This is a genomic window from Klebsiella sp. M041, assembly GCF_059759695.1.
The window spans coordinates 43,068-68,020 of record NZ_JCAXWU010000014.1 but is presented as its reverse complement, the minus strand read 5'-3'; the positions used below and the strand labels follow the sequence as shown (position 1 = coordinate 68,020).

Annotated in this window: 24 protein-coding genes and 1 pseudogene; 17 read left to right on the top strand and 8 right to left on the bottom strand. The window is 58.9% G+C overall.

Annotated elements, in window-relative coordinates:
• Positions 1–30: 30 nt before the first annotated feature.
• Complete coding sequence (gene fbp, locus AC6CWS_RS18665) at positions 31–1,029, bottom strand: class 1 fructose-bisphosphatase (RefSeq protein WP_065882706.1); 999 nt, start codon at positions 1,027–1,029, stop codon at positions 31–33.
• 175 nt (positions 1,030–1,204) lie between these two features.
• On the opposite strand from fbp, the gene mpl reads away from it, so the two are divergent.
• Entirely contained in the window at positions 1,205–2,578 is a 1,374-nt protein-coding gene (gene mpl / locus AC6CWS_RS18660; RefSeq protein WP_065882705.1) for a UDP-N-acetylmuramate:L-alanyl-gamma-D-glutamyl-meso-diaminopimelate ligase, read from the top strand.
• Positions 2,579–2,644: 66 nt separating this feature from the next.
• Positions 2,645–3,172 carry a GNAT family N-acetyltransferase gene (locus AC6CWS_RS18655; protein ID WP_023291749.1) on the top strand — a complete coding sequence of 176 codons (528 nt, stop codon included), beginning with the start codon at positions 2,645–2,647 and terminating at the stop codon, positions 3,170–3,172.
• Positions 3,173–3,214: 42 nt separating this feature from the next.
• Here AC6CWS_RS18655 and AC6CWS_RS18650 read toward each other — a convergent pair whose 3' ends face one another.
• Positions 3,215–4,423 carry an aldose 1-epimerase family protein gene (locus AC6CWS_RS18650; RefSeq protein ID WP_023291750.1) on the bottom strand — a complete coding sequence of 403 codons (1,209 nt, stop codon included), beginning with the start codon at positions 4,421–4,423 and terminating at the stop codon, positions 3,215–3,217.
• 565 nt (positions 4,424–4,988) lie between these two features.
• Complete coding sequence (gene yjgA / locus AC6CWS_RS18645) at positions 4,989–5,540, bottom strand: ribosome biogenesis factor YjgA (RefSeq protein ID WP_004206498.1); 552 nt, start codon at positions 5,538–5,540, stop codon at positions 4,989–4,991.
• Between the two features lie 95 nt (positions 5,541–5,635).
• Between yjgA and pmbA the strand changes: the two genes are divergently transcribed.
• The 14 genes and pseudogenes from pmbA to AC6CWS_RS18575 all read left to right on the top strand — a co-directional run bounded on the left by pmbA (position 5,636) and on the right by AC6CWS_RS18575 (position 16,999).
• Positions 5,636–6,988 (top strand): metalloprotease PmbA, encoded by a 1,353-nt coding sequence (gene pmbA / locus AC6CWS_RS18640; protein WP_065882704.1) that lies wholly within the window; start codon positions 5,636–5,638, stop codon positions 6,986–6,988.
• A 36-nt stretch (positions 6,989–7,024) separates the two neighbouring features.
• The gene (cybC, locus tag AC6CWS_RS18635) at positions 7,025–7,411 is read left to right on the top strand and encodes a cytochrome b562 (protein ID WP_065882703.1); all 387 of its coding nucleotides are present in this window, start codon (positions 7,025–7,027) and stop codon (positions 7,409–7,411) included.
• Positions 7,412–7,699: 288 nt separating this feature from the next.
• Positions 7,700–8,038 (top strand): PRD domain-containing protein, encoded by a 339-nt coding sequence (locus tag AC6CWS_RS18630; protein ID WP_004206500.1) that lies wholly within the window; start codon positions 7,700–7,702, stop codon positions 8,036–8,038.
• Positions 8,039–8,048: 10 nt separating this feature from the next.
• Complete coding sequence (locus AC6CWS_RS18625) at positions 8,049–8,411, top strand: SFCGS family glycine-rich protein (protein ID WP_004206501.1); 363 nt, start codon at positions 8,049–8,051, stop codon at positions 8,409–8,411.
• Between the two features lie 2 nt (positions 8,412–8,413).
• Positions 8,414–8,713: a DUF4312 family protein gene (locus tag AC6CWS_RS18620; RefSeq protein ID WP_004206503.1), complete on the top strand. Its 300-nt coding sequence runs from the start codon at positions 8,414–8,416 to the stop codon at positions 8,711–8,713.
• Positions 8,714–8,734: 21 nt separating this feature from the next.
• Positions 8,735–9,511 (top strand): DUF4311 domain-containing protein, encoded by a 777-nt coding sequence (locus AC6CWS_RS18615; protein ID WP_065882702.1) that lies wholly within the window; start codon positions 8,735–8,737, stop codon positions 9,509–9,511.
• Positions 9,512–9,524: 13 nt separating this feature from the next.
• Positions 9,525–10,169, top strand: a complete 645-nt coding sequence (locus tag AC6CWS_RS18610; RefSeq protein ID WP_004206504.1) for a DUF4310 family protein — start codon at positions 9,525–9,527, stop codon at positions 10,167–10,169.
• Between the two features lie 112 nt (positions 10,170–10,281).
• The gene (locus tag AC6CWS_RS18605; RefSeq protein ID WP_065882701.1) at positions 10,282–11,415 is read left to right on the top strand and encodes an amidohydrolase/deacetylase family metallohydrolase; all 1,134 of its coding nucleotides are present in this window, start codon (positions 10,282–10,284) and stop codon (positions 11,413–11,415) included.
• The gene (locus tag AC6CWS_RS18600; RefSeq protein ID WP_032454655.1) at positions 11,399–12,517 is read left to right on the top strand and encodes a DgaE family pyridoxal phosphate-dependent ammonia lyase; all 1,119 of its coding nucleotides are present in this window, start codon (positions 11,399–11,401) and stop codon (positions 12,515–12,517) included. Before AC6CWS_RS18605 ends, AC6CWS_RS18600 begins: the two co-directional genes overlap by 17 nt.
• Positions 12,514–13,254, top strand: coding sequence for a 2-dehydro-3-deoxy-phosphogluconate aldolase (gene dagF / locus AC6CWS_RS18595; protein ID WP_004206507.1), 741 nt, complete (start codon positions 12,514–12,516; stop codon positions 13,252–13,254). The genes AC6CWS_RS18600 and dagF overlap by 4 nt, the downstream gene beginning before the upstream one ends.
• A gap of 66 nt (positions 13,255–13,320) precedes the next feature.
• Entirely contained in the window at positions 13,321–14,472 is a 1,152-nt protein-coding gene (locus tag AC6CWS_RS18590; RefSeq protein WP_023291755.1) for a lactonase family protein, read from the top strand.
• Positions 14,473–14,494: 22 nt separating this feature from the next.
• Positions 14,495–16,405 (top strand): BglG family transcription antiterminator, encoded by a 1,911-nt coding sequence (locus AC6CWS_RS18585; protein ID WP_065882700.1) that lies wholly within the window; start codon positions 14,495–14,497, stop codon positions 16,403–16,405.
• 77 nt (positions 16,406–16,482) lie between these two features.
• Positions 16,483–16,725, top strand: coding sequence for a type II toxin-antitoxin system RelB/DinJ family antitoxin (locus tag AC6CWS_RS18580; protein ID WP_023291757.1), 243 nt, complete (start codon positions 16,483–16,485; stop codon positions 16,723–16,725).
• Positions 16,715–16,999: pseudogene (locus AC6CWS_RS18575) on the top strand (type II toxin-antitoxin system RelE family toxin). Before AC6CWS_RS18580 ends, AC6CWS_RS18575 begins: the two are co-directional and overlap by 11 nt.
• 3 nt (positions 17,000–17,002) lie before the next feature.
• On the opposite strand, the gene nrdG reads toward AC6CWS_RS18575, so the two are convergent.
• The 5 genes from nrdG to treR form a co-directional block, all read right to left on the bottom strand.
• A complete protein-coding gene (nrdG, locus tag AC6CWS_RS18570; protein WP_012969085.1) occupies positions 17,003–17,467 on the bottom strand; it encodes an anaerobic ribonucleoside-triphosphate reductase-activating protein in 465 nt (154 codons plus the stop codon).
• A gap of 392 nt (positions 17,468–17,859) precedes the next feature.
• Positions 17,860–19,998, bottom strand: coding sequence for an anaerobic ribonucleoside-triphosphate reductase (gene nrdD / locus AC6CWS_RS18565; RefSeq protein ID WP_065882699.1), 2,139 nt, complete (start codon positions 19,996–19,998; stop codon positions 17,860–17,862).
• A 385-nt stretch (positions 19,999–20,383) separates the two neighbouring features.
• Positions 20,384–22,039 (bottom strand): alpha,alpha-phosphotrehalase, encoded by a 1,656-nt coding sequence (treC, locus tag AC6CWS_RS18560; RefSeq protein WP_044525203.1) that lies wholly within the window; start codon positions 22,037–22,039, stop codon positions 20,384–20,386.
• A gap of 51 nt (positions 22,040–22,090) precedes the next feature.
• Positions 22,091–23,509, bottom strand: coding sequence for a PTS trehalose transporter subunit IIBC (gene treB, locus AC6CWS_RS18555; RefSeq protein WP_023291762.1), 1,419 nt, complete (start codon positions 23,507–23,509; stop codon positions 22,091–22,093).
• A gap of 130 nt (positions 23,510–23,639) precedes the next feature.
• Positions 23,640–24,587, bottom strand: a complete 948-nt coding sequence (gene treR, locus AC6CWS_RS18550) for a trehalose operon repressor TreR (protein ID WP_004206520.1) — start codon at positions 24,585–24,587, stop codon at positions 23,640–23,642.
• A gap of 36 nt (positions 24,588–24,623) precedes the next feature.
• On the opposite strand from treR, the gene mgtL reads away from it, so the two are divergent.
• A complete protein-coding gene (mgtL, locus tag AC6CWS_RS18545; protein WP_080901601.1) occupies positions 24,624–24,821 on the top strand; it encodes a mgtA regulatory leader peptide MgtL in 198 nt (65 codons plus the stop codon).
• Positions 24,822–24,953 lie beyond the last annotated feature (132 nt).

Genomic DNA, 24,953 nt, shown 5'->3' with positions numbered 1-24,953 from the left:
CCGCAGGCGCGGGAGGAGTGGGCAGGGCGCTTAGGCGTCCGGGAACGACTTAATAAAGTTCTCGACGTCTTCCACCATGTGGTTGTTGCCGACGAAGAAGGAGCGGCGCTGGTGCAGGCTTTCCGGAACAATATCCAGAATACGCTCTTTACCATCGCTGGCCTTACCGCCCGCCTGTTCGGCGAGGAAGGCCATCGGGTTGCATTCATACAGCAGGCGCAGCTTGCCGTCCGGGTGGCTGGCGGTGCTTGGATAGAGGTAGATGCCGCCTTTCAGCAGGTTGCGGTGGAAGTCCGCCACCAGCGAGCCGATATAGCGTGAGGTATAAGGACGCTGCGTCGCTTTGTCCTCTTCCTGGCAGTACTTAATGTACTTCTTCACGCCCTGCGGGAATTTGATGTAGTTGCCTTCGTTAATGGAGTAGGTATTGCCCTTCTCCGGGAAGCGCATGCGCTCCTGGCACAGACAGAAGACGCCGAGGGACGGGTCGTAGGTGAAGGCGTGGACGCCGCAGCCGGTGGTATACACCAGCATCGTCGAGGAACCGTAAACCACATAGCCGGCGGCGACCTGGCGGTTACCCGGCTGCAGGAAGTCTTCTTCTGTCACCGGCGTGCCAACAGGCGTCACGCGGCGGTAGATAGAGAAGATCGTACCAACAGAGACGTTAACGTCGATGTTAGAGGAGCCATCCAGAGGGTCCATCAGCACCACGTATTTGGCGTGTTCACACCCTTCGAAGACGACAATCTCATCTTCTTCTTCAGAGGCGATCCCGGCAACAATATCGCGTGCTCGCAGTGCGGCTTTTAATTTTTCATTCGCGAACAGATCGAGTTTTTGCTGCACCTCGCCCTGAACGTTTTCTGCACCGCTGGCACCCAGGATATCGACCAGACCGGCCTTGTTGATATCGCGGTGGATGATCTTGGCGCCCAACTTTATTGCTGACAACAAAGCAGTCAGCTCACCGGTGGCGTGGGAGAACTCGTGCTGCTTTTCAACAATAAACTCACCTAACGTTTTCATAACTCGTTCCCTGCATTTTTATGTTGAGTAAAACGAACGCAACAATCTTAACAAAGAATCAAAAAAGTGCGCACTAGTGAATCGCGCCAGCAAAATACAGATTCGCCTGAAATGCATTTCGCCAGGGCCCGGGATATGGGTAAAATGTGCCCCGGATAAGAGAAGGAAATGACGAATGCGCATTCATATTTTAGGAATCTGTGGCACGTTTATGGGGGGCCTGGCCATGCTGGCGCGCTCCCTCGGTCATGAGGTAACGGGGTCGGATGCTAACGTCTATCCGCCGATGAGCACCCTGCTGGAAAACCAGGGGATCGATTTAATTCAGGGCTATGACCCCAGCCAGCTGGAGCCCCGGCCGGACCTGGTGATCATCGGTAACGCCATGACTCGCGGCAACCCGTGCGTTGAAGCGGTGCTGGAAAACAATATTCCCTATATGTCCGGCCCGCAGTGGCTGCACGACTTCGTGCTGCGCGATCGCTGGGTGCTGGCCGTCGCCGGGACCCACGGCAAAACCACCACCGCCGGCATGGCGACCTGGATCCTTGAAGCCTGCGGTTACCAGCCGGGCTTCGTGATCGGCGGCGTGCCGGGCAATTTTGACGTCTCTGCGCGCCTGGGCGACAGCCCGTTCTTCGTCATTGAAGCGGATGAATACGACTGCGCCTTCTTCGACAAGCGCTCCAAATTTGTTCACTACTGCCCGCGGACGCTGATCCTCAACAACCTTGAGTTCGACCACGCGGATATCTTTGACGACCTGAAGGCGATTCAGAAGCAGTTCCACCATCTGGTGCGCATCGTGCCGGGCAAAGGCAAAATTATCCTGCCGGAGAACGACATCAACCTGAAGCAGGTGATGGCGATGGGCTGCTGGAGCGAGCAGGAGCTGGTGGGCGAGCAGGGCCACTGGCAGGCGAATAAGCTGAACGCTGACGCCTCGCAGTGGGAAGTGCTGTTCGACGGTGAAAAGGTCGGCGAGGTGAAGTGGGCGCTGGTCGGCGAGCATAATATGCATAACGGCCTGATGGCCATTGCCGCGGCGCGTCACGTCGGGGTACTGCCGGCGGATGCCGCGAACGCGCTGGGCAGCTTTATCAACGCCCGCCGTCGCCTGGAGCTGCGCGGCGAAGCCAACGGCGTCACCGTGTATGACGATTTCGCTCATCATCCGACGGCCATCCTCGCTACGCTGCAGGCGCTGCGCGGCAAAGTGGGCGGCACCGCGCGCATTCTCGCCGTGCTGGAGCCGCGCTCTAACACCATGAAAATGGGCGTCTGCAAGGACGATCTGGCGCCGTCTCTTGGCCGCGCCGATGAGGTGTTCCTCCTGCAGCCGCAGCATATCCCGTGGCAGGTGGCGGAAGTGGCGGAAGCCTGCGTCCAGCCGGCTCACTGGAGCGCCGACGTCGATACCCTGGCGGAGATGGTGGTCAAAACCGCCCATCCTGGCGACCATATCCTGGTGATGAGCAACGGCGGCTTCGGCGGCATTCATCAAAAGCTGCTGGATAAACTGGCGCAAAAAGCGGCCGCGACAGAGTAACGTCCCGCCTCCGGTCACTGCCCTCCGCGTGAGGGCAGTTTTGTTTTTACCAACAGGGATGGTGTGATGCTTACCCGCGAAAGCGTACTTTCTACCGACTCGCCCCATTTCGCCATGCTGGACGCGCTCTACGCGCGCGCCTTTCCTTGGCACGAGCAGCGCGAAAGCGAGGCCAAACGTCAGGCGCTGAGCAACGCGCACTACGCGCTGGAGGCGTGGTTCGATGAGGACGTATTTATCGGCCTCAGCGGCTGCTGGCAGTTTGCCGGCTACTGTTATGTCGAACATTTGGCGATCGACGATACGCTGCGCTCCCGCGGCTATGGTAAACAGCTGCTGGCGCAGATCCTGACGCGCGCGCCGCTGACCATTCTGGAAATCGATCCGCTGAGCAGCGAGATCGCCCATAAACGGCTGCGCTTTTATCAGTCGATGGGATTCCACGCTAACCCCTGGGCGCATCGTCATCCGACCTATCATCAGGGCATCGCGGATCATGAGCTGCTGGTGCTGAGCTACCCGCAGCCGATCGATGAGCGACAGTATCAGCAGTTTGCCCGGGATCTCGGGCGCGAGGTGATGGGGCGGGCGTAGCCCGGCGCGGCGTACCGCTCCGGGCGTTCGGCTGGGGTATGTTTACTCTTTGGCGATCGGCGTGTCGTTCTCCGCCACTTTATTGTCGCCCTGAATCTGCGCGATTTTCTGCTCGACGGCGGCCACCTGGGCACTGTCATGCAGCAGAGTGTAGGTCAGATCAAACTGCGCGCTGGCGCCCGGCTGCAGCTGTTTTACGCGTTTTTGCTCGCGTTCAATGGTCACCGGATAGGCGTAGCTGGTCCCCGGCTCGATACCGGTGACATAGCCCTGTTTGACGGTGTCGGTGTTTTTCCACAGCGTCAGGACCGGCAGCTGGCGGGTGTCGAACTGAATGGAGGCTCCTTTATCGCCCGCTTTGTTGACCACGGCGGCCAGCGTCTGGTGATTTTCATCGGCCAGCGGCTGAATATTAAACACCATCTCGTCAAAGTCTTTGGTCGGCCCCTGATAGGTTTGCCAGGTTTTTAATCCGCTCTTAGCGTAATCATTGAACGGGCTGATGCTGGACATCGGGGCGAGGAAACGCGCGCCTTCTTCCAGAATCGGGGTGCCGAAGTTGCTGTGGTAGATGATCTGGTAATCATGCGGATAGTCGGCGTGATTGGTTAAGACATCGTGCAGGCTGAAGCTGTTGCTGCCCGGGATATAGCGCAGCTCGGTCATGGTTTGCAGATCGGCTTTTTTGAAGGTGCTCTCTTTCACCAGCCCGCGGACGCGAATTTCATACGGCGCGCTGTCGGCCACCTCTACCTCCACCAGAGAGGCCGGCGTGTTGCCTGCCTTGCCGTGCAGGGTATAAATTTGCCCGTCCGCGGTCACCGGATGGCCGGTCCACTCATAGCCGCAGCGGACCATCATTTCGTTGAACCCTTCCAGCCAGCCGAGCCCGTTGCGACTCTCCAGGTTGATAAACGCCGGGTTAACAACCTCTTTGACCGGCGAATCCCAACCCATCCGGCTGCCGAAGCCTTCCACTCGCAGCAAGTTCATGCCGCGCGTCGGGCTGAGGGTGATGGTCAGGCCGTCTTTACTGCGAATGGTGAGGATTTTGCTGCCTTCCTGCTTGCCGCCGTGCAGGACTTTCTGCTCAATGCTGAACGCATGGTCTTTCACCTTCAGCTGATCGCTGCCGATCTGCCAGTTTCCTTTATCCATGCCCTCTTCAGCATTCGTCAGCACCCATGTTTTTGCCGCGGCGGAGCCAGAAACCAGCAGAGCGATAGCCGTCAGAACCAATGTCTTTTTCATTTTATTCCCTTTTTGCTGAATCGATTGTGTCATTGACGTGTGAAATCTACCGGCATGGGGGTGATTAAAATGTGAAGCGCCTCACCTGGTGAGAAAGTGGCCGTTTTTAAGATGTTAAATGCGATGATCGTCGTATTATTGTGCTAAACCATGCTTAATTATCACCACAAGATGTGATCTGCATTGCTTTTAGCTTTAACGATTCAGCGGTGGTGAGGCAATAAACAAAAGTATCGTTGTGCGGATTAGGGGGACTCAGGAGATGCAGCGGGAACCCCCTGCTGGCGCGATGTTGGCGTTGTAGCTGGGGAAGGTAGGCCGGATAAGGCGTAGCCGCCATCCGGTACAACGCCGGAAACGGCGCCGGATACAGTTTGCCCGGCGGCGCTGCGCTTGCGCGGGCCTACGGTGTTGAGCAAGCGTTTGATAAATCAGGTTAAGCAGCCTTTCGTAGGCCGGATAAGGCGTAGCCGCCATCCGGCACAACGCCGGAAACAGCGGAGTAGCCCGGATAAGGCGCAGCGCGCCGCCATCCGGGTGACTTGTGCGGCAAAAGCGGCGGGAATTAGCCTTCGTTTTCCGCCAGTTCGCGCAAATACTGGAAGATCAGGCGCGCGGATTTCGGCGGTTTGTTGCCTTCTTTCTCTTTCTTCGCATTGCGGATCAGGGAACGCAGCTGCTGACGGTCAGCATCTGGCCACAGGTTCAGCACTTCAGCTACGGCGTCATCCCCGTCGTCAATCAGTCGGTCACGGATCTGCTCCAGCTTGTGGAACAGCGCAACCTGCTGGTTGTGGCGGTTTTTCAGCTTATCCAGCGCCTGACGAATCGGATCGACATCGCGATTGCGCAGCATCTTACCGATAAGCTGCAGCTGGCGGCGGCGACCCTCTTTTTTGATTCGCTGGGCGAGTTCGATGGCGTCGCGCAGGTCAGTATCCAGCGGAATTTTATCCAGCGCGTTTTTCCCCAGGTCAACGAGTTCCGCGCCAAGACGCTTCAGTTCTTCCGCGTCACGCTTAATTTCACTCTTACTGACCCAGATAATTTCATCGTCTTCATCCTCGATATCATCACCGGGAACGTCGTCGAGCCAGTCTTCGGGCTGCTTTGTCATCTCAGGCTCCTTAAAAAAAGAGGCTAATGTTACCAGTTAAGGCGCGCACTGAAAAACGGTTCTCTGTTAGACTTCAGTTAACTCCTTCTTACATTATGGCATTAGCAATGAAAGTGATCTCTCAAGTTGCCCAGCAACGTAAGACGCTGGAAGAGGCCGTGACCACGGCGCTGGAACTGGCGGCAGGTAAATCCGATGGCGCGGAAGTCTCCGTCAGCAAGACGACGGGCATCGGCGTCAGCACCCGCTATGGCGAAGTGGAGAATGTAGAATTCAATAGCGATGGGGCGTTAGGCATCACGGTTTACCACCAGAACCGCAAGGGCAGCGCCTCTTCCACCGATCTCAGCCCGGACGCCATCGCCCGCACCGTGCAGGCGGCGCTGGATATCGCCCGCTACACCTCCCCGGATCCCTTCGCCGGCGTGGCGGATAAAGAGCTGCTGGCCTTTGACGCCCCGGATCTGGACCTGTTCCACCCGGCGGAGGTCTCCCCGGATGAGGCCATCGAACTGGCCGCCCGCGCAGAGCAAGCGGCGCTGAAGACCGATAAACGCATCACCAACACCGAAGGCGGCAGCTTTAACAGCCACTACGGCATCAAAGTGTTCGGCAACAGCCATGGCATGCTGCAGAGCTACTGTTCGACTCGCCACTCCCTTTCCAGCTGCGTGATCGCGGAAGATGACGGCGACATGGAACGCGACTACGCCTATACCATTGGCCGGGCGATCGAGGATCTGCAGTCCCCGGAATGGGTCGGGGAAGAGTGCGCCCGCCGCACCCTGTCGCGCCTCGCGCCGCGTAAGCTGTCGACCATGAAGGCGCCGGTGATTTTCGCCAATGAAGTGGCGACCGGGCTGTTTGGCCACCTGGTCGGAGCGATTGCCGGTGGTTCGGTATACCGCAAATCCACCTTCCTGCTCGATTCGCTGGGCAAACAAATTTTGCCGGAGTGGCTGACCATTGAAGAGCATCCGCACCTGCGTAAAGGACTGGCCTCCACGCCGTTCGACAGCGAAGGCGTGCGCACCGAGCGTCGCGATATCGTCAAAGACGGCGTGCTGACCCAGTGGCTGCTGACCAACTACTCCGCTCGCAAGCTGGGGATGAAAAGCACCGGCCACGCTGGCGGCATCCATAACTGGCGCATCAACGGCCGCGGCCTGAGTTTTGCAAAGATGCTTAAAGAGATGGGCACCGGTCTTGTGGTTACCGAACTGATGGGGCAGGGTGTCAGTGGCGTCACTGGCGACTACTCACGCGGCGCATCCGGCTTCTGGGTAGAAAATGGCGAAATTCAATATCCTGTCAGTGAGATCACCATTGCAGGAAATCTGAAAGAAATGTGGCGTAATATCGTGACCATCGGCGATGATATTGAAACGCGCAGCAACATTCAGTGCGGTTCTGTGCTGCTGCCGGAGATGAAAATCGCCGGGCAATAACACCTGTTTGCTTAAATAATAAAAAGGAAGTGAGCAATGCGTAAAAAAATGTTAGCGATGCTGGCTGTCTCTGCTTTTGCGCTCGGTTCAGTCTCGGCCTTCGCCGACCTGGGCGAAGACATGGACACTCTGGCAGAAAATCTGCAAGTGGTACAGAAAACCTCCGACGCCGGCGAACTGAAAGCGGCGCTGAATAAGATGCGTACCGCCGCGGTTGATGCCCAGAAAGAGACGCCGCCGAAGCTGGAAGGCAAAGCGGCCGACAGCGCTGAGATGAAAGATTACCGTCACGGTCTGGATATTCTGATCGGCCAGATCGACGGCGCGCTGAAGCTGGCGAATGAAGGCAAGGTGAAAGAGGCGCAGGCCGCCGCGGAGGAGTTTAAAACCACCCGCAACACCTACCATAAGAAGTACCGCTAACTGCCGTTTTCGGGAGGCGTCAGCCGATGTCTCCCGCCTGAAAGCCTACCGATATCACACTTTTCGATCTCTTTTTCCGGCCTTTCCGCAGCCGCGGACTGCGCATTCACGCGCATTGTTGTGATACGTCTCACGCCATAATTGCTGTTTTTTCATTTTTCCAGTGAATGTGTGGGGTCGATCACGCCTGCCGTCTCCCTTTCCACTTCGAAGTGGAAAACAACTCGCTACAAACTCCCATCCCCCGGCGCTACTTTGATTCCCAGAGACATCAGCGGGGTATCAGAAGTGAATAACGGAGCGGTAATACACGACGTAGGGGAGCAGGCAGCGCAGACCGAACGCCTGGCTGACAAGATGCTGCAGCAGGTTTTTGCCCTGTTAAGCCGTCACGGCATCGTCCCTAACGACGTTCAGGAGCAAATGCTGACCTCCCACGTGCGGGCGATGGCCCACCGGTCAATCAGCGGGGAACCGCTGCCGGAAGTGGATGCCAGCCTGTTCGAAGAGATTTCACCAGATTCAATGACGTTGGCCCGCGAAGTGGTCGCGCAGTTCGGCAACCTGCCTGATGAAGAGGCCTGGCTGCTCTCCGTCCATTTCGAAGTCGCAAAAGAAAACCTGTAAGGAGCAAAACATGGAACAAATCACCGTAGTTATTGGCGACCGTCTGGGTAAAGGCCAAAAAGTCGCCGCAGGCGCAGAGAAAGCCGGCGCACGTGCAGTGGTCGTCCCTGGCGTTGCTGCCGACATGAAGCTTGGCGACATGATGAAAGCGGAAAACGCCACCTTCGGCATCTCCTTCTGCGGCAGCGGCGGCGCCGGCGCCATCACCGCCCAGACCAAATACGGCTACAAAGCGAAATACGGCATGCGTTCCGTGGAAGAGGGCGTCACTGCCATCAACGAAGGCTGCAACGTGCTGGGCTTCGGCTTTATGGATAAAGAAGAGTTGGGCGAGCGGCTGGTAGAGGCCTGGAAAAAGAAATACGGCGCATAAGTATGAAAGAGCAATTCACCACCACGGTGAGGGTTGCCGGCAAAGGCGAAAGCAAATCACGGGCCTTCGCCGATGCCCTGAACCATGTGCAGGCTGCGGTGATGAAAACGTCATCGCACATTCTGCTGCGTATTGAGCCACAGGACGTGACGGTTGTTCATGCGCGCGAAGCGGTACGAAAAGAGGCCTTCCTGTTTTTCTTTTTGCGCCGTGAACGACGGACCTACAGCGTGGAGCTGGACGTCACCGTCAACGTGACCGCCATCGATCTCGATAAAGTGGATTTCGTCACGCAAACCTGATTGTTAGCAAAGGGTCTGACTATGTTCCTGATAATATTAATAAAATCGCTTATCATCGGCGGCCTGGTCGGCGTCGGCGTGGGCGCCGGAGCGGCACGCATGTTTCATGCCCCTACCACCCAGGGGATGGGGGCGTTTCGAACCCTGGGCGAGCTGAACTCCTGTGAGGGCGATCCGGCTTCCCACTTCTCCTTTGGCCTCGGTTTCTTCTTTAACGCCTGGGCCTCTTCCGTTGCAGCAGGCTCCTTCACCCAGGATGTTGACCACCGCATTATCCCCAACTGGGGCGCGGCGGTGCTAATGCTGAAAAATCGTAACGTCGGCGAAACGCTGCACGATCCGAAAAAAATGGCCATCTCCTGCGGCATCATCGGCATGATCGTCGTCGCCTTCCTTAACCTCACCGCCTCGTCCGTACCGGAAGCGCTGCAGGTGACCGCGGTTAAGGTACTGGTCCCGGCGGCAAACCTGCTGGTGAACACCGTGATGCCGGTGATCTTCTGGCTGGCGGCGATCGACGCCGGTAAAAAATCAGGCTTCTGGGCGACTATCTTCGGCGGCGCGGCGCAGCTGATTATGGGCAACGCCGTACCGGGGCTGGTGCTGGGCATCCTGATCGGCAAAGGCGTTGAAGAGAGCGGCTGGAACCGGGTCACCAAAGTGATGATGGTGGCCATTGTCGCCCTGTTCGTCCTCAGCGGCTTCTTCCGCGGCTTCGACATGAAGATGATCGAATCCTTCCATCTGACCGTGCCGAACTGGCTGGACATGATCCACAACTCACTCAGCGGCAAGTAACGGGAGCCTGATAATGGAACAGAATAAAGGTTTTTGGTATGCCGACTGGTCGTTCCCGATCTTCGTTGGCCTGCTCTCCTCCGGCGTCTTCGCCGGGACCCACATGTACTACCTGTACGGCATCGGCGCCTTTAACGAAGTCGCCTTCGTGGCGATGCTGAAGTCGGGGATTGATACCGGCGTTTACGGCGCGGTGGCGGCGTTTGGCGCCAGCTTCCTGTTCGCCCGCATCATCGAAGGGTCGCTGGTGGGGATCCTCGATATCGGCGGCGCTATTCAGACCGGGATCGGTCTTGGCGTCCCGGCGCTGCTGCTCGGCGCGGGCTTTGTCTTCCCGGTGGCGAACTTCGCCGCCTCGCTGGCAACCGGCCTGATCCTCGGCCTGGCGGTGGGCTACATCATCATTCTGGCGCGTAAGTTCACCATCAACCAGAGCGACTCCACCTACGGCGCCGACGTGATGATGGGGGCCGGTAATGCCTCCGGCCGCTTCCTCGGCCCCTTGATCATCCTCAGCGCAATGACCGCCTCGATTCCTATCGGGATCGGCTCGCTGGTTGGCGCCCTGCTGTTCTACATCTGGCAGAAACCGATCACCGGCGGCGCCATCCTCGGCGCGATGATCCTCGGCTCCATTTTCCCGGTGGCGATTAGCTAATCGCCCGATGGCGCGGCGCTTATCGGGCCTACACGTCAGCGCGATTGGTAGGCCCGATAAGGTGGTACGCCGCCATCCGGCAACAGATACACTCTTTCATCAGGAGATAGCTATGTTTGATTTACTCCTGCGCCGCGCGCGCCTCGTCGACGATACCCTGACTGATATCGCCATTCAGGACGGGAAAATCGCGGCGCTGGGCGAGATTAGCGCGCCCTCCCGCAAAACCCTCGATCTGCAGGGCAACAGCTACGTCAGCGCCGGCTGGATTGACTCCCACGTTCACTGCTACCCGAATTCGCCAATTTATCACGATGAGCCGGACAGCGTCGGTATCGCCACCGGCGTCACCACCGTGATTGATGCCGGCAGCACCGGCGCCGACGATGTCGATGAGTTCTATCAACTGACCCGTAAAGCGGCGACGGAAGTCTATGCCCTGCTCAATATCTCCCGCGTCGGGCTGATTGCCCAGAATGAACTGGCCAATATGACCAATATTGACGCCGAGGCGGTGAAGCAGGCGGTGCAGCGTCATCCCGATTTTATCGTTGGTCTGAAGGCGCGGATGAGCAGCAGCGTGGTGGGAGAAAACGGCATTACGCCGCTGGCGCGCGCCAAGGCGATTCAGCAGGAAAACGGCGATCTGCCGCTGATGGTGCACATTGGCAACAATCCGCCGAACCTCGATGAAATCGCCGATCTGCTGAGCCGCGGCGACATCATTACCCACTGCTATAACGGCAAACCGAACCGCATTCTGAATCCTGCCGGCGAACTGCGCAGTTCGATTACTCGCGCCCTGCAGCGCGGCGTGCGCCTCGACGTCGGCCACGGTACCGCCAGCTTCAGCTTTGAAGTGGCGCGCCGGGCGATTGCGCTGGGCATTCTGCCGCACACCATCAGCTCGGATATTTACTGCCGTAACCGCATCGACGGCCCGGTGCGTTCGCTGGCGCTGGTGATGTCGAAATTTCTCGCCATCGGCATGACCCTGTCGCAGGTGATTGCCTGCGTGACCGTCAGCGCTGCCGAGGGGCTGCGCCTGTCGCGTAAAGGGCGGCTGGAAGTGGGTTTCGACGCCGATCTCACGCTATTTCGCCTGGAGCGCCAGCCAACGCTGCTGGTGGATGCCGAAAAAGAGAGCCTCCAGGCAGACAACATTTTGGTGCCGCTGGCCGCGATCCGCGCGGGCAAAGGCTATCTGACCGAACAAGGGAGCGCGGAACATGCCTTCGATTTTTGAAAAATACCATTTAAAACAAGTTATTAACACTTCTGGCCGGATGACGGCGCTGGGCGTTTCCACGCCGCGTCCGGAAGTGGTGGACGCCGCGATGGCCGGCATGAACCAGTACTTTGAAATGAAAGATCTGGTGAATAAAACCGGCGAGTACATCGCCAGGCTGCTGGACGTGGAAGGGGCGACCGTGGTCTCCTGCGCCTCGGCAGGGATTGCCCAGTCGGTAGCGGCGGTGCTGGTGAAAGACAGCGACTGGCTGCTGGAGAACCTGCACGTCACGCCGATAGAGCATAACGAAATCGTCCTGCCGAAGGGCCACAACGTCAACTTCGGCGCGCCGGTCGGCACCATGGTGGCGCTGGGCGGCGGCAGGCTGGTGGAAGCGGGCTACGCCAACGAATGCTCTGCCGAACAGCTGGCGGCGGCGATCACCCCGCGCACCGCGGCGATCCTCTACATCAAATCCCACCACTGCGTGCAGAAAAGCATGCTCAACGTGGCGCAGGCCGCGGAAGTGGCGCGTCAGCATCATTTACCGCTGATCGTCGACGCGGCGGCGGAGGAAGATCTGCAGGGCTACTACCGCATGGGCGCCGACCTGGTGATCTACAGCGGCGCGAAAGCGATTGAAGGGCCGACCAGCGGGCTGGTGATCGGCAAAACGCAGTACGTCGAGTGGGTTAAACGCCAGTCGATGGGGATTGGCCGGGCGATGAAAGTGGGTAAAGAGGGGATCCTCGGCCTGACCTGCGCCATTGAACACTACCTGACGGCAAGCAAAGAGAGCGGCGAAGAGATGGTGGCGAAGATGACGCCGTTTATCGAACAGCTCAATACCCTCAACGGCGTCACTGCCCGCGTGGTATGGGACAGCGCCGGCCGCGATATCGCCCGCGCCGAAATCAAATTCGACGAAGCGGTGACCGGCGTGAAGACCGGCGATCTGGTTAACGCGCTGAAGCAGGGCGAATACGCCATCTACTTCCGCGGCTATAAAGCGAATGAAGGCATTATCGAAGCCGATGTCCGCAGCGTTGACGCCCAGCAGCTGGCGGTAGTCGCCCGCCGTATCGCGGAAGTTCTGAACAAGGAGAAACAAGCATGAAACTGACCCCAAACTTTTACCGTGACCGCGTGTGCCTGAACGTCCTGGCGGGTAGCAAAGACAACGCCCGGGAAATCTACGACGCGGCGGAAGGTCATGTCCTGGTCGGCGTGCTCTCCAAAAACTACCCGGACGTCGCCAGCGCGGTGGCCGATATGCGCGACTACGCGAAGCTGATTGATAACGCCCTCTCCGTCGGGCTGGGCGCAGGGGATCCGAATCAGTCGGCGATGGTGAGCGAGATTTCGCGCCAGGTGCAGCCGCAGCACGTCAATCAGGTCTTCACCGGCGTGGCCACCAGCCGCGCGCTGCTCGGGCAGAACGAAACGGTGGTCAACGGCCTGGTCTCGCCCACCGGCACCCCGGGTATGGTGAAGATCTCCACCGGCCCGCTGAGCAGCGGCGCGGCGGATGGGATTGTGCCGCTGGAAACCGCCATCGCGCTGTTAAAAGATATGGGCGGCAGCTCCATCAAATACTTCCCGATGGGCGGCCTGAAGCACCGCGACGAGTTCGAGGCGGTGGCCAAAGCCTGCGCCGCGCACGATTTCTGGCTGGAGCCGACCGGCGGTATCGATCTGGAAAACTACAGCGAGATCCTGAAGATCGCCCTCGATGCCGGGGTGAGCAAAATCATCCCGCATATCTACAGCTCGATTATCGATAAGGCCAGCGGCAACACCCGCCCGGCCGATGTTCGCCAGCTGCTGGAGATGACCAAACAGTTAGTGAAGTAGTGGCCTTGCCCCTCACCCTCAAAGGGTGAGGGGCAGCTTATCGCACTGAACCATCAAGGAGTTGCTATGCCTGTCGCTCGTCATCTGCTTGTCGCTTCACTGTCCCTGTTTGCCGCCGCCGCCGCCGCGCAAACTCACTATGCCTGGGTAGGCACCTATAATCCCAATGGCGAAGGTCTGTACCGCTTTACCGTTGATAGCCAAACCGGCGCGCTACGTGACAGGACGCTGGTGAGCTCGTTGCCGAACGCCGCGCAGCTGACCGTCTCGCGCGATGGCAAGACGCTGTATGCCGCCAGCGAGGTGGAGAAAGGCGTGGTGCAGGCGTGGCGCATTGAGAAGAACGGCGAGCTGACCGCACTCAATCAGGTCGCCTCCGGCGGCGCCGGTCCGGTTTATCTCTCCCTGACGCCGAACGGTAAACAGCTGCTGGTGGCCAACTACGTCAGCGGCAGCATCGCCGTGCTACCGGTGAAAGAAGACGGTAGCCTGGGCGAGGCGGTGGACAGGCATCAGGATGAAGGCCCGGCAGGGGCCGAACGCCCGGCGGCGGCCGTCGAGGGCAGCTTCGCCATCAGCGATCACAATGGCCCGCACGCCCATATGATCGCCGCCGATCCCAGCGGGAAATTTGTTTACTCCACCGATCTGGGACTGGATCGGATCTATCAGTATCGGCTGGATAGCGCCAGCGGCAAGCTGACGCCGAACGATCCGCCGTTTATCGCCGCCTCGTCGCCGGGAGCCGGCCCGCGCCACTTCGTCTTCACGCCAAAGGGCGACGGTCTGTGGCTGATTAACGAGGAAGCGTCGACGCTGACCTTCTATCATCTGGATCAGCAAAGCGGTCTGCTGCGCGAAGGCAAAACCGTCTCCGCGCTGCCGAAAGAGTATAAGGGCACCAGCTTTGCCGCCGGCCTGGCGCTGAGCAACGACGGCAAACAGCTGTACGTCGCCAATCGTCTGCATAACAGCATCGCCCACTTTACGGTGCAGGCCGACGGCCGCCTGCGCCACCAGGAGGATATCTGGACGCGCGGAGATTACCCTCGCACGCTGACCCTGGATAATCAGGGGCAGTGGCTGTACGTCATGAACCAGCGTAGCGATAATATTACCCGCTTCAGCGTGGCGCCGAAGGATGGCAAATTGACCTTTGTCTCAGACTACACGCCGGTCGGCAGCCCATCGCAGATGGTGATTTCCGCCCAACCCTGAGCCGTAACCACAAGGAACTGACATGCGATTTCCCAACCAACGCTTAGCGCAACTCTTCACCCTGCTGCGGAATGAAACGCTGCCGCAGGATGAGCTGGCGCAACGCCTGTCGGTTTCCACTCGTACCGTGCGCGCCGATATTACCGCCCTGAATGCGCTACTGGCGCAGTATGGCGCGCAGTTTATCCTTAACCGCGGCAGCGGTTATCAGCTGAAAATTGATAACCCGGCGAGCTTTCAGGCGCTGGAGGAGACGGCGCCGAAGGCGCAGCATGTCCCGCGTACCGCCCAGGATCGCATCACTTTCCTGCTGGTGCGTTTTCTGACGTCGGCGTTCTCGATCAAGCTGGAAGACCTGGCGGATGAGTGGTTCGTCAGCCGCGCCACGCTGCAAAACGATATGGTCGAGGTGCGCGAGCGCTTCCAGCGCTATCAGCTAACCCTTGAAACCCGCCCGCGCCACGGCATGAAGCTGTTCGGTAGCGAGGTATCGGTTCGCGCCTGCCTCACCGACCTGCTGTGGGAGCTAACCCAGCAGGGCGGTATCGCGCCGCCGATCGGCGCCGAGGCCTTTGCAGAGGAGGTGCCTGCGCTGCTGGAGCCGGTGCTGCAGGAGACGCTCACGCGCCGCCATATTCGTCTCACCGACGTCGGCGAGCGCTTTATCTGCCTGTACGGGGCGGTGGTGGTGCGTCGCGTCAGCGAAGGCTACCCACTGGCGGATTTTAGTGCTGAAGATGTGGCGCAGAACGTCCGCGATGCCGCTCACGATCTGGCGGGAGAGCTACAGCGGCTGGCCGGAAAACCTTTATCGCCAGCGGAAGAAGAGTGGCTGTGCGTGCATATCGCCGCCCGTCAGGTACAGGAGGTGGACCCGGAAACCATCAGCGCCGACGATGACGAAGCGCTGGTCAACTACATCCTGCGCTACATCAACAGCCAGTATAACTACAACCTGCTGGACGATGCCCAGCTGCACGCCGATCTGCTGACCCACATAAAGACCATGATCACCCGCGTGCGCTACCAGATCATGATCCCCAATCCGCTGCTGGATAACATCAAACAGCACTACCCGATGGCCTGGGATATGACCCTCGCCGCGGTCTCCAGCTGGGGCAAATATACTCCGTACACCATCAGCGAAAACGAAATCGGCTTTCTGGTGCTGCATATCGGCGTCGGGCTGGAGCGCCACTACAACATCGGCTACCAGCGTCAGCCGCAGGTGCTGCTGGTGTGCGATACCAGCAATGCGATGGTGCGGATGATTGAGGCGATCCTGCAGCGCAAATATCCGCAGCTGGAGATCGCCGCCACTATTTCCCAGCGCGAATACGAACAGCGGGACGCGATCGAGGCGGATTTTGTTATCTCCACGGTGCGGATCAGCGAAAAAGACAAGCCGGTAGTGACCATCGCGCCGTTCCCCACTGACTATCAACTGGATCAGATCGGCAAGCTGGTGCTGGTGGACCGTACCCGTCCATGGATGCTGAATAAGTACTTCGATGCCGCCCACTTCCGGGTAGTCGATACGCCGATGGATCAGCAAACGCTGTTCGCCGAGCTGTGTCAGCAGCTGCTGGAGGAAGGCTTTGTTGACGCCGAGTTTCATGCTTCGGTGGTGGAGCGTGAAGCGATTGTCAGCACCATGCTCGGCGATGGCATTGCGCTGCCGCACTCCCTGGGGCTACTGGCGAAAAAGACGGTGGTCTATACCGTCATTGCCCCGCAGGGCATCGTCTGGGGTGATGAAACCGCCCATATCATCTTCCTGCTCGCTATCAGCAAGCGCGAGTATGAAGAGGCGATGGCGATCTACGATATTTTCGTGACTTTCCTGCGCGAGCGCGCCATGAGCCGCCTCGCCGCGACCCGCAGCTTCGATGAGTTTAAAACGGTGGCGATGGAGTGCGTCAGCCGGTTTTGAGAGGCGTTTTCCAGATTCGAGTGTAATTCAAATGTAATGCTATAATGCATTACAAAATATCCCTTTCTGGAGGCATAATGGCCACGCTCAACGTTCGACTGGACGATAAACTCAAAAAAGAGGCTTATGCCGTGCTGGAGAAACTCGATATGACGCCAACGGAGGCGGTGCGCCTGCTGTTTCAATACATTGCGGAAAATGGCCGCATGCCAGTGAAAAGTATGACTATCAGCGATAGCGAAGCGGCATTATTACGCACCGTCCGCGAGCGGCTGGAAAACCCGCAGCCGGAGGTGAAGGTGAGTCTGGATGACCTATGAACTGGCGTTTGATCCGCGTGCCTGGCGCGAATGGCAGAAGCTTGGCGAGACGATCAAAAAACAGTTCAAAAATAAGCTCCAGCAGGTTGTGCAGAATCCGCGAATTGCATCGGCCAGTCTGAGTGATTAACCGGATTGCTACAAAATCAAGCTTAAGGCGTCAGGTTATCGGTTGGTGTATCAAGTACGGGATAGTGTGGTGGTGGTTTACGTTATTGCCATTGGCAAAAGAGAGAAAGCGGCCGTTTATCATCAGGCGAATAAACGGCTCTAAACGCTATCGCAAATGATGTACCACCTGGTTGCTGCTGCCGCGCCAGATCAGCGCCGGGTCTTTTAAATCCTGCACAAACTTACCGTCGACCAGCACGTTGATCAGGTTCACCACCTGCATCTGCGCCTCATTCAGCTCATCCAGTTTATAGCCGGTCCAGACCCAGATATCTTTGCCGGGGCATTCGGCACGCACGCGCTGAACCAGTTTGAGGATCTCCGCGACGTTCTGCGGATGCAGCGGATCGCCGCCGGAGAGTGAAATCCCCTGGCGTTTGATGCGGGTATCGTTGAGATCGGCAATGATGCGGTCGGCCATCTCGGCGGTAAACGGCATGCCGGAGTTCACCCGCCAGGTGCTTTTGTTGTAGCAGCCGGGGCACTCATGGACGCAGCCGGAAACAAACAGGGTGCAGCGGGTGCCGGGGCCGTTGACAATATCTACCGGGTAGTATTGATGGTAATTCATTGTTTCCTCTTCTCATTTGCCGATGTAGCGGCGTTGGCTGCGCTCGCCCGGGTCACTTACTCCAGTAAGCTCCCCGGGACTTACTCGTTTGCCGCCTTGCTACAGCGCCAACTGATTTGAGGAAACCCACCTGGCTGTTTGGGATTCCCTCGTTTGCCGCCTTGCTCTGACGCTAATGGCTTTGCGAAAACGGAGGTGCTGTGCATTTGTAAAGGGAACGGCTCCCGGCGTCGCTGCGCTCGCCCGGGCTACGAAAAGCCGCATACGCGGTTGTAGCCCGGATAAGGCGCTTTGCGCCGCGATCCGGGAACGGCGCCTTAGTGGCCAAACGGCTACGGAGCCGGTCCCTTCTCCCCGTTGGGGAGAGGGGGGAGGGGCTAAACCAGCTGGAATTAACCGATCTGCCCGTTGCCCAGGTGCTTCACGCGGCGCTTCACTTCTTCCTGCTTGCCGGCGTTGAACGGACGCGCGTCCGGACTGCCGAGGTAGCCGCACACCCGACGGGTAACGGAAACGCGGGAGGCGTCGTGGTTACCGCATTTCGGGCAGGTAAAGCCCTTGCTGGTGCACTCGAACTCGCCGGTGAAACCGCACTCGTAGCACTCATCGATCGGCGTGTTAGTGCCGTAGTACGGCACATGCTGATAGCTGTAATCCCATACGTCTTCCAGCGCCTTCAGGTTGTGCTGGATGTTTGGGTATTCGCCGTAGCAAATGAAGCCCCCGTTAGCCAGCGGCGGATACGGCGCTTCAAAATCGATCTTGTCGTACGGGTTGACCTTCTTCTCCACGTCGAGGTGGAAGCTGTTGGTGTAGTAACCTTTGTCGGTCACGCCCTCCACCACGCCAAACTCGGCGGTGTCGAGACGGCAGAAGCGGTCGCACAGGTTTTCGCTCGGCGTGCTGTACAGGCTAAAGCCGTAGCCGGTCTCTTCTTTCCACAAATCGACGGCGTCGCGCAGGCGCTGGACGATGGCCACACCCTTCTCGCGCAGCGCCTCGCTGTCGTACATATGCTGGTTGCCGTACAGCGCATTGATAGTTTCATGGATACCGATATAGCCCAGCGAAATCGACGCCCGGCCGTTTTTAAAGATCTCGGCGACGTCGTCGTCGGCTTTCAGCCGTACGCCGCAGGCCCCTTCCATATAGAGGATCGGCGCCACGCGCGCTTTTACCCCTTCCAGGCGGGCAATGCGGGTCATCAGCGCTTTGCGCGCCAGCTGCAGGCGCTCGTCCAGCAGCGCCCAGAAGGCGGCTTCGTCGCCTTTCGCTTCCAGGGCGATGCGCGGCAGGTTGAGGCTGATGACGCCGAGGTTATTGCGCCCATCGTGTACCTGCTCGCCGTTCTCGTTTTCCCACACCCCGAGGAAGCTGCGGCAGCCCATCGGCGTTTTGAACGACCCGGTAACCTTCACCACCTGGTCGTAGTTGAGGATATCCGGGTACATGCGCTTGCTGGCGCACTCCAGCGCCAGCTGTTTGATGTCGTAGTTCGGGTCGCCGAACTTATGGTTCAGGCCGTCACGGATCGCGAACACCAGTTTCGGGAACACCGCGGTCTTACGGTTTTTACCGAGGCCGGCAATGCGGTTGCGCAGAATCGACTGCTGGATCAGCCGCGATTCCCAGCTGGTGCCGAGACCGAACCCGAAGGTGACGAACGGCGTCTGGCCGTTGGCGGTATGCAGCGTGTTAACCTCATACTCCAGCGACTGGAAGGCGTCGTAGCACTCTTTTTCGGTACGGGCGCGGGCATAGCCTTCGGCATCCGGGATCTGCCACTCTTCGGCGATTTTACGATGCTTGTTAAAGCTTTCGCTGACGAACGGCGCCAGCACTTCATCGATACGGTTGATGGTGGTGCCGCCGTAAATATGGCTGGCGACCTGGGCGATGATCTGCGCGGTCACCGCGGTGGCGGTAGAGATAGACTTCGGCGGCTCGATCTCCGCGTTGCCCATCTTAAAGCCCTGGGTCAGCATGCCTTTCAGGTCGATCAGCATGCAGTTAAACATCGGGAAGAAGGGCGAGTAATCGAGGTCATGATAGTGGATCATGCCGCGTTCGTGGGCCATCACCACATCGTGAGGCAGCAGGTGCTGTCGGGCGTAGTGCTTGGCGACGATACCGGCCAGCAGGTCGCGCTGGGTCGGGATGACTTTACTGTCCTTGTTGGCGTTTTCGTTGAGCAGCGCGGAGTTGGTCTGCTCGACGAGGCCGCGGATCTCCTGATTGAGGCGGCCGCGCTTCTCACGCTGGCTATCGCGGTCATGGCGATACTCAATGTAGGCGCGCGCCAGCTGCTTATAGGGGCCGGACATCAGCTGGTTTTCCACCGCGGTCTGGATCTCGTTGATGTCGACCTGGGCGCGGCCCTGCATTTGTTGGCTAACGACTTCTGCGACGGTGGCGCAATAGTCTGCGTCATCGACTCCCGCTGCTTTAGCTGCACGCAGAATTGCTTCCTGAATGCGCTCTGACTTGAACGGCACTTTACAGCCATCACGTTTCATCACATGCGGTGTCATGATCACTCCATATATAGAACAGGTTATCCACAGAGGCGGAGGTTATCCCGAAGGCGCTGTACGCTACGGCTCGTGCTGTTTGCCTTCAGATCCGGCCCGTTTTATCCACATCTCATCACCGCCAGACATCGACAAGATATGGTGACATAATAGACGATTAATACAACATGTAGGGCCGGGGCGCATTTTAAGTTCTATATGTAGTGATTTGCATCAAAGATGTTTGCGATTTTATTGACCCAGAACAAGGTAAAAAGGTGAGAGTACGGATGATGGGCGCTGGCGATAAATGTAAATTTATCTGGCTGGAAAATAAGCAAAAATGCCTGGCGTTCGCCACCGGCGCCAGGCATGACCTTCTCATTTCGGGAGGGCAGGGGACACCTTACGCCTGCAGCCACCATACCGCTTCGAACGGCCGCAGCGTCAGCCCGGTCGGGCGCGGGGTGGTCTCGGCATAGTTGCTGATGATCATCTTCCACTCGCCCGGGGCGTCCTCAGGCTGCCAGGCCTGCAGGTCGCGGCTCAGGTTGGCGGCGACCACCAGCGTTTGTCCCTGCCACTGACGGCGATAGCACCACAGCGACGGATGGTCAGGCAGGAGATCCTGATAATCGCCCCAGGTCAGCAGCGGCAGGGTTTTACGCAGCGTAATCAGCTGCTGATAGGCATAAAACACCGAATCAGGGTCCGCCAGCGCCGCCTCGACGTTGATCTCCCGGTAGTTATCGCCAAGGCCGATCCACGGTTCGCCATCGCTAAAGCCACCGTTCTCGCCACCATGCCACGGCATCGGCGTGCGGCTGTTGTCGCGCGACTTGCTGGCAAGGATCGCCAGCAGTTCGTCCGGACTTTGCCCCTGCGCCGCACGTTCGATAAACATATTGTGGCTCTCGACGTCGCGATAATCGCTGATGCTGTTGAAGTGCGGATTGGTCATACCGATCTCTTCGCCCTGATAAATATAGGGCGTGCCCTGCATGCCGTGCAGCACCATCGCCAGCATCTTCGCCGCCGGCACCCGGTACTCGCCTTCGTCGCCAAAGCGCGAGACGATGCGCGGCTGATCGTGATTACACCAGAACAGCGCGTTCCACGCCCGGTTGTGCATCCCCTGCTGCCAGTGGCGGAACAGCGCCTTCAGCGCCACATAGTCCGGGCGGGCGAGGGTCCACTTCTCCCCACCGGGATAATCGACTTTTAAATGGTGGAAGTTAAAGGTCATCGACAGCTCGCGGCCGTCCAGCGCGGCGTACTGCTGGCAGTGTTCCAGCGAGGTGGAAGACATCTCGCCGACGGTCATCAGATGACGCGGCGTGAAGACATCGCGGCTCATCTCCTGCAGGAACTCATGCACCCGCGGGCCGTCGGTGTAGAAGCGGCGACCATCCCCGTCCGCATCGCAGGGAAAGGCCTGATCTTTCGAGATCAGGTTGACCACGTCGAGGCGCAGGCCGTCGACGCCGCGGTCGGCCCAGAATTCGCAGACCTTTTTCAGCTCGGCGCGCACCGCCGGGTTCTCCCAGTTGAGATCCGCCTGCTCAATAGCGAACAGGTGCAGATAATACTGACCGCTGTCGGCATGCCACTGCCAGGCGTTGCCGCCAAACTTGGAGCGCCAGTTGTTCGGCAGGGCGTCCGGTTCGCCGTCGCGCCAGATATAGAACTGACGGTAGGGGCTCTCCTTATTCAGCGACTGACGGAACCACTCGTGTTCGGTCGAGGTATGGTTCAGCACCATATCCAGCACGATGCGGATCCCGCGGGCCTTCGCTTCCGCCACCAGGGCGTCAAAATCGGCCATCGTGCCGTAGGAGGGATCGATGGCGGTGTAGTTTGCCACGTCGTAGCCGTTATCCACCTGCGGTGAAACGTAGAACGGCGTCAGCCAGATGGCGTCGACCCCAAGCTTTTGCAGATAGTCGAGGCGGGAGGTGACGCCGCGCAGGTCGCCGGTGCCGCTGCCGGTGGTATCCTGAAAACTCTTCGGATAGATTTGATAAATAACGCCGTTTTGCCACCAGTGGGGGAGATGATTCATAGTACTTTCCTGCTGCAACGAGGGGCGCCAAAGGCGCCCCGAAAGAAGAAGTTAGACAATCTGCAAGGTGCCCTGACGGTACTTGCGCTGATACACCACGGTGGTGAGGATAATCGGCACCACCACCGCGATGGCCATCGCCATGGCGTACACCTGCCAGTAGCTCGGCTGGATGGAGAGGATCCCCGGCAGGCCGCCGACGCCGATGCCGTTCGCCAGCACGCCGTTCAGGCCGCACAGCAGGCCGGCGAGGCCGGAGCCGATCATCGCGCACAGCATTGGGAAGCGGTACTTCAGGTTGATACCGTACATTGCCGGCTCGGTGACCCCGAGATAGGCGGAGATCGCCGCCGGTACTGAGATTTCACGTTCATTCTGCTTGCGGCTGGCGATGATGATGCCGACCACCGCCGACGCCTGGGCAATGTTGGACAGCGCAATCAGCGGCCACACCGGGGTCCCGCCCATGCTCTGGATCATCTGCATATCGATGGCGAGGGTGGTCTGATGGACGCCGGTAATCACCAGCGGCGCGTAGAGGAAGCCAAACAGCGCGGCGCCGATCGGCGCGAAGCTGCCGGTTAACAGATGGCGCACTGCGAAGGCCACGCCGTCGCCGATCAGGCGGCCGAACGGACCGATAATGGCATGCGCGAGGAATACCGCGAGGATCAGCGAGCAGACCGGCACAATGACCAGATAGAGGTAGTCAGGCACAATGCGCTTGAGGCGCGTCTCGATAAAGCCTAAGGTCAGGCCCGCCAGCAGGGCCGGGATGACCTGCGCCTGGTAGCCGACTTTAGCAATGGTAAACAGGCCGAAGTTCCACACCTCCGGCACCTGCTGGCCGAGGAGATAGGCGTTCATCAGCTGCGGAGACACCAGGGTCACGCCCAGGACGATCCCAAGGATCGGCGTACCGCCCATCTTCTTCACCGCCGACCAGCAGATCCCCACCGGCAGATAGAAGAAGATCGCCTCGCCAATCAGCCACAGGAAGTCATAGATGGTTTTCAGCGACGGGTGCATCTGGGCCAGCGTCTGGCCGTTGCTCATGGGTAAGTCGCCGATGACGTTGCGGAAACCAAGGATCAGACCGCCGCTGATCAGCGCCGGCAGCAGCGGGAAGAAGATCTCGGCGAAGTGCGAGATCAGCTGTTCATGCCACTTCATATTTTGCCGCGCGGCCTGTTTGACCTGCTCTTTATCGGCGGAAGTCTGACCGGTGGTCGCCAGCAGGGCCTTGTAGTAATCACCCACCTCGGTGCCGATGACCACCTGGAACTGACCGGCGTTAGTGAAGCATCCCTTCACCATGCGCAGCTGCTCAATCTCTTTTGGTCTGGCGATGGCCGGGTCGTTCAGCACAAAGCGCAAACGGGTAATACAGTGGCTGACGGTGGCGATATTGCCGCGCCCGCCGACCAGTTCGATCAGTTTATCGATGTCCTGCTGGTTTACTTTGCTCATGATGAAGCCTCAAAAACAGAGGGGAGAGATGCCGTTTTTACCTTGAGGGCATCCTAACCGTTCCGCTTGATTTGCAAAATGGGAACGTTCCCGAAACCCGGCGACGATCACATAAATCGCCCGAACGAGATTAATTGAGGGCGGCGGGAATGACGATCTGGCGGGGATCGACGCTGCCGGCGATCTGCTCGATCAACTGCCGGGCGGCCCGGCGTCCGGACTCGGCATAGCCAGGATCGACGGTCAATATTTCCGGGTGGAGAAACTTCATCAGCGGCGTGCTGCCGACGCTGGCGAGCTGCAGCGCATCGCGGCCCTGCTGCTGGAGATATTTGCTGGCGCCGAGGGCGAGGGTATCGGTGGCGCAGACCAGGGCGCTGGTCTCGGCCGTCAGCACGCTGGCGACGGTGTCATACCCCTGCTTCATGCCCAGCCCCGGCAGGGCGGCGGTGGGCGTCAGGCGATGCTTTTTACAGAAGGCGAGGTAGGCGAGATGGCGGCGTTCGCCGGTGGTGACGTCGCTGTGCGGTACGCCAAGGAAGCTGATGTGGCGATGTCCGCGCTCGTAGAGCCGCTGCATCAGCAGCGTGATGGCCCCCTCGTCGTCATAGCACACCGAGGCGAAGCCGGGGGCGTCGCGGGCCATCAGCACCAGGGTGTCGCGCCAGGGAGCGAGCATCGCCTCGTCGATGCCGGTAAAACCGAACAGCACCACGCCGTCAATATTACGCCGGGCGAGCATGCCGAGATGCTCCTCCACCAGCCCAGGGGAGAACTGACTCTCCATCATAATCGGGTCGTAACCCTGCTCATAAAAGGCGGGCAGCATGGTCTGCACGGCGAGGTTTTCCGACAGCGAATCGAGACGGGTGACGATAATCGCCACCACTTTATCGCTCTGGCCGCGCATGGCGCGGGCGGAGCGGGAGGGCGAGAAACCGTGCTGCTGCATCACCGCTTCGACGCGCTCGCGGGTCCGTTCGCTGACCCCGCTCTCGTTGTTGAGGACGCGGGATACCGTTGATTTCCCTACGCCGCTTAAGCGCGCGATATCTTTGATGGTCAGCCGGTTCTGCATGCGGAATTCTCGTCAGGGTGGGTAGAAGTGAGCCTAATGCTACTCAACCAAACCGCAATGAGCAAAGTCTGGTTTACGTTCGGTTTAGTTGCGCGGGTTTATCATCGCCATTATTGCCACACAATCCTCAACGAGGGCGCTATAATCCGCGCCGTTTATATTCAATTACCGGAGATAGTTATGGACCCCGATCCCACTCCTCATCCTCGATGGAGCAACCTTTCTTTCCGGTAAGCCTGTTTAACACTGCTTTACCGGAAAGCGTAAAGCAGTGACGTCCTTGATGTCCCTGCCATAAAAATAACATGCCTGACAGGTAGGTTTTGCTACGCCCGTCGGCAACGCTGCGTTCGCTTGCGCGAGCGC

What these genes read in the sequence shown, in the direction of transcription:
- cybC (WP_065882703.1), top strand. Translation starts at nt 7,025, where the DNA reads ATGCGTAAAAAAATGTTAGCGATGCTGGCTGTCTCTGCTTTTGCGCTC.
- nrdG (WP_012969085.1), bottom strand. Translation starts at nt 17,467, where the DNA reads ATGAATTACCATCAATACTACCCGGTAGATATTGTCAACGGCCCCGGC.
- AC6CWS_RS18610 (WP_004206504.1), top strand. Translation starts at nt 9,525, where the DNA reads ATGGAACAGAATAAAGGTTTTTGGTATGCCGACTGGTCGTTCCCGATC.
- mgtL (WP_080901601.1), top strand. Translation starts at nt 24,624, where the DNA reads ATGCTACTCAACCAAACCGCAATGAGCAAAGTCTGGTTTACGTTCGGT.
- fbp (WP_065882706.1), bottom strand. Translation starts at nt 1,029, where the DNA reads ATGAAAACGTTAGGTGAGTTTATTGTTGAAAAGCAGCACGAGTTCTCC.
- treC (WP_044525203.1), bottom strand. Translation starts at nt 22,039, where the DNA reads ATGAATCATCTCCCCCACTGGTGGCAAAACGGCGTTATTTATCAAATC.
- AC6CWS_RS18650 (WP_023291750.1), bottom strand. Translation starts at nt 4,423, where the DNA reads ATGAAAAAGACATTGGTTCTGACGGCTATCGCTCTGCTGGTTTCTGGC.
- AC6CWS_RS18620 (WP_004206503.1), top strand. Translation starts at nt 8,414, where the DNA reads ATGAAAGAGCAATTCACCACCACGGTGAGGGTTGCCGGCAAAGGCGAA.
- AC6CWS_RS18585 (WP_065882700.1), top strand. Translation starts at nt 14,495, where the DNA reads ATGCGATTTCCCAACCAACGCTTAGCGCAACTCTTCACCCTGCTGCGG.
- treB (WP_023291762.1), bottom strand. Translation starts at nt 23,509, where the DNA reads ATGAGCAAAGTAAACCAGCAGGACATCGATAAACTGATCGAACTGGTC.
- mpl (WP_065882705.1), top strand. Translation starts at nt 1,205, where the DNA reads ATGCGCATTCATATTTTAGGAATCTGTGGCACGTTTATGGGGGGCCTG.
- AC6CWS_RS18600 (WP_032454655.1), top strand. Translation starts at nt 11,399, where the DNA reads ATGCCTTCGATTTTTGAAAAATACCATTTAAAACAAGTTATTAACACT.
- AC6CWS_RS18625 (WP_004206501.1), top strand. Translation starts at nt 8,049, where the DNA reads ATGGAACAAATCACCGTAGTTATTGGCGACCGTCTGGGTAAAGGCCAA.
- AC6CWS_RS18590 (WP_023291755.1), top strand. Translation starts at nt 13,321, where the DNA reads ATGCCTGTCGCTCGTCATCTGCTTGTCGCTTCACTGTCCCTGTTTGCC.
- AC6CWS_RS18580 (WP_023291757.1), top strand. Translation starts at nt 16,483, where the DNA reads ATGGCCACGCTCAACGTTCGACTGGACGATAAACTCAAAAAAGAGGCT.
- yjgA (WP_004206498.1), bottom strand. Translation starts at nt 5,540, where the DNA reads ATGACAAAGCAGCCCGAAGACTGGCTCGACGACGTTCCCGGTGATGAT.
- pmbA (WP_065882704.1), top strand. Translation starts at nt 5,636, where the DNA reads ATGGCATTAGCAATGAAAGTGATCTCTCAAGTTGCCCAGCAACGTAAG.
- AC6CWS_RS18605 (WP_065882701.1), top strand. Translation starts at nt 10,282, where the DNA reads ATGTTTGATTTACTCCTGCGCCGCGCGCGCCTCGTCGACGATACCCTG.
- nrdD (WP_065882699.1), bottom strand. Translation starts at nt 19,998, where the DNA reads ATGACACCGCATGTGATGAAACGTGATGGCTGTAAAGTGCCGTTCAAG.
- AC6CWS_RS18655 (WP_023291749.1), top strand. Translation starts at nt 2,645, where the DNA reads ATGCTTACCCGCGAAAGCGTACTTTCTACCGACTCGCCCCATTTCGCC.
- AC6CWS_RS18615 (WP_065882702.1), top strand. Translation starts at nt 8,735, where the DNA reads ATGTTCCTGATAATATTAATAAAATCGCTTATCATCGGCGGCCTGGTC.
- dagF (WP_004206507.1), top strand. Translation starts at nt 12,514, where the DNA reads ATGAAACTGACCCCAAACTTTTACCGTGACCGCGTGTGCCTGAACGTC.
- treR (WP_004206520.1), bottom strand. Translation starts at nt 24,587, where the DNA reads ATGCAGAACCGGCTGACCATCAAAGATATCGCGCGCTTAAGCGGCGTA.